General features: G+C 70.7%; 3 protein-coding genes. All 3 read right to left on the bottom strand.

Annotated features, from left to right (window positions below; all coding sequences use genetic code 11):
• Window positions 1-440 (bottom strand): PIG-L deacetylase family protein (locus tag ACIRDX_RS22680; protein WP_396627684.1); only part of this gene is annotated, 440 nt, incomplete at its 3' end.
• A gap of 5 nt (window positions 441-445) precedes the next feature.
• On the bottom strand, window positions 446-1483 hold the full coding sequence (locus tag ACIRDX_RS22675; RefSeq protein ID WP_396627683.1) for a Gfo/Idh/MocA family protein: 1038 nt from the start codon (window positions 1481-1483) through the stop codon (window positions 446-448).
• 79 nt (window positions 1484-1562) lie between these two features.
• Window positions 1563-2570: a methylmalonyl Co-A mutase-associated GTPase MeaB gene (meaB, locus tag ACIRDX_RS22670; protein ID WP_396627682.1), complete on the bottom strand. Its 1008-nt coding sequence runs from the start codon at window positions 2568-2570 to the stop codon at window positions 1563-1565.
• Window positions 2571-2701: the final 131 nt, after the last annotated feature.

The raw sequence follows: 2701 nt of genomic DNA, 5'->3' as shown, positions 1-2701 counted from the left end.
GCCTTGCGCGACCGCACGCCCACCGGCGGCAGCGCCTTCCAGTTCGGGATGGTCGAGCCGAACGCCGCATCGCGCGCCAGGTACGACGTCTGCTCGTGGTCGGCCATGTAGTCGACCGGCGGGTGCGTGATCAGCACGTCGGGTCGCACGTCGCGCAGCAGGCCCGTCACGATGCGCTTCTGGCGCGGGTCGTGCGCAATCGTGAGGTCCTTGATGCCGAGGCACGTGTAGCCGGCGCCGAGCAGCGCCGCCGAGGCCGCCGCCTCCTTGCGCCGCACACGGGAGATTGCCGCAGCCGACAGCGTCGACGATCCGAGGTCGCCCGCCGTCATGGTGGCCAGGTGGACGTCCCACCCGGCCTCCTTGAGCAGGATCAGCGTCCCGGCGCAGGTGATCTCGATGTCGTCGGGATGCGCCATGAGCGCGAGGACGCGTGGCATGGCGGTTACGCGAGCTCCGACAGCTTGACCGTGCGGCCCAGCGCGATCGAGAGGTCGGCCGCGTACGCCACGCGGTGACTCTCCAGCGCCGTATCGAAGTCGGTCAGCGGCATCGTCGTCCCCGCCGCGGTGGCGTCGACGAAGGCCTGGAACTGCGGCTGGTAGGGGTGATCGCTGACGTCGCCCGAGTCGATCGGGTGCGTGGCCAGCTCCGACCACTTCGTCTTGATCATCCCCGGCAGCTTGGTGGTGTGCAGCTTCGTGTCGAGGAGCGTGCCGTGGCTGCCGACCAGGTGCGAGTGGAAGTAGTAGGGCTGCAGGCAGTCGATGCAGGAGGTGACCTTGCCGACGCGGCCGTCGGCGAACTTCAGCAGGCTGACCGTCGTGGTCGGGTACTCGTAGGGCGTGAAGTACTCGCTCGTGGAGGTCGTACCGAGCGCGGTGACCTCGGCGACCGGGGCCTGCATCAGCATCAGGAGGATGTCCATGGCGTGGCAGCCCGCGGTGAGCAGGCTCGACGCGCCCATGTCCTTCTTGATGTTCCAGGGGTACTGCCCGTACCAGGGGCCGATGCCGTGGAAGTAGTCCACCTCGCCGTAGTGGAGGTGCCCGAGCAGGCCCTGCTCGACGATCGACCGCGTGAGCGTGAACTGCGCGCTGTAGCGGACCTCGAAGCACACCATGGCCTTGACGCCGTTGGCGCGGATGGCGTCGCGCACGCGCACGGCGTCCTCCCACGACAGCGCGATGGGCTTCTCGATGATCAGGTGCTTGCCGGCGTTGGCGGCGGCGATGGCCTGATCCGCGTGGTACGGGTGCGGCGTGCAGATGTCGATGGCGTCGATGTCGGGGTCGGCCAGCATCTGCTGGTAGTCGGTGTAGGCCTTGAGCGGCAGCCCGTACTGGGCCTGCAGCGCGGCCGGGTCGAGGCTGCGGCGAGAGCACACGGCGGTGACCGCGGCACCCTTCACGTGCTTGAACGTCTCGATGTGCGCGCCGGCCACCCAGCCGAGGCCGACAATCCCGATTCTCATCTCACTCATGGTGCAAACGCTCCGATGCGACCGCAGGCCCCGGCCTGCGCGCGCTAAGCCTATATCAGGACGGGCACCACGCCGGAGGTCAGGATGCGCGGAAGCGGGTCAACAGGTCGCGGGCGGCGGCGAAGGCGGTGGTGCGGCCCTCGGCGACGGCCGATTCGAGCGGAGGCAGGCCCGCGGCGACATCCGGATGCGCGCGGAAGGCCGTCTCGAGGCCCGTCGCGACGAGTTCGCGCATCCACGCCAGGGCCTGCTGGCTGCGGCGCCGGGCGAACGACCCGTTGGCCTCGAGGTGGGCGTGGTGGGCGATGACGACGTCCCACAGCTCGGCGATGCCCTCGCCCGCCAGTGCCGAGCACGTGAGCACGGGAGGCACCCAGCCGTCGGCCGGGGCGGGGAACAGGTGCAGGGCGGCGCGGTACTCGCCGCGCGCCCGATCGGCACGCGCCCGCATGTCGCCGTCGGCCTTGTTGATGGCGATGGCGTCGACCATCTCGATGATGCCGCGCTTGATGCCCTGCAGTTCGTCGCCGGCGCCCGGCAGCATCAACAGCAGGAAGAAGTCGGTCATCGACCTGACGGCCGTCTCCGACTGCCCCACGCCGACCGTCTCCACCAGGATCGTGCCGAAGCCGGCCGCCTCGCAGAGGAGGATGGTCTCGCGAGTGCGGCGAGCCACGCCGCCCAGGAAGCCACGCGCCGGCGAGGGCCGGATGTAGGCGGCGGGCTCGAGCGCCAGCCGCTCCATGCGCGTCTTGTCGCCCAGGATGCTGCCGCCCGAGAGCGGGCTCGAGGGATCGACGCTGAGCACCGCCACTCGCTGGCCGCGCTCCTTGACCAGGTGCATGCCGAGCGCGTCGATGAACGTGCTCTTGCCGACGCCGGGCACGCCGGTGATGCCGACGCGCTGCGATCGCCCCGCATGCGGCAACAGCGCGTCGAGCACCGCCGCGGCAGCCGCCGCGTCGTCGGCCCGCTCGCTCTCGACGAGGGTGATGGCCCGGGCCAGCACGGCGCGATCGCCGGCGAGCACGCCCTCCACGTAGGCGTCGATCGCGAGCCGCCCGCCCGGCGCCTTCGGGGACCTCATGCCGTGTGGGTCTGCTCCAGCGCGACGATGATCTGCTGGGCGCAGAGCGGAATCACGCTGCCGGGGCCGAACACCGCGGTCACGCCGCCCTGCCGCAGCCACTCGTGGTCCTTGGGCGGAATGACGCCGCC

This window comes from Luteitalea sp. (genome assembly GCF_044337415.1).
In the GTDB taxonomy this organism is placed as follows: Bacteria; Acidobacteriota; Vicinamibacteria; order Vicinamibacterales; family Vicinamibacteraceae; genus Luteitalea.
This window is presented reverse-complemented; position numbering and strand designations above follow the sequence as displayed.

Coding starts and splice junctions, on each gene's coding strand:
- ACIRDX_RS22675 (WP_396627683.1), bottom strand. CDS start 1,483: ATGAGTGAGATGAGAATCGGGATTGTCGGCCTCGGCTGGGTGGCCGGC.
- meaB (WP_396627682.1), bottom strand. CDS start 2,570: ATGAGGTCCCCGAAGGCGCCGGGCGGGCGGCTCGCGATCGACGCCTAC.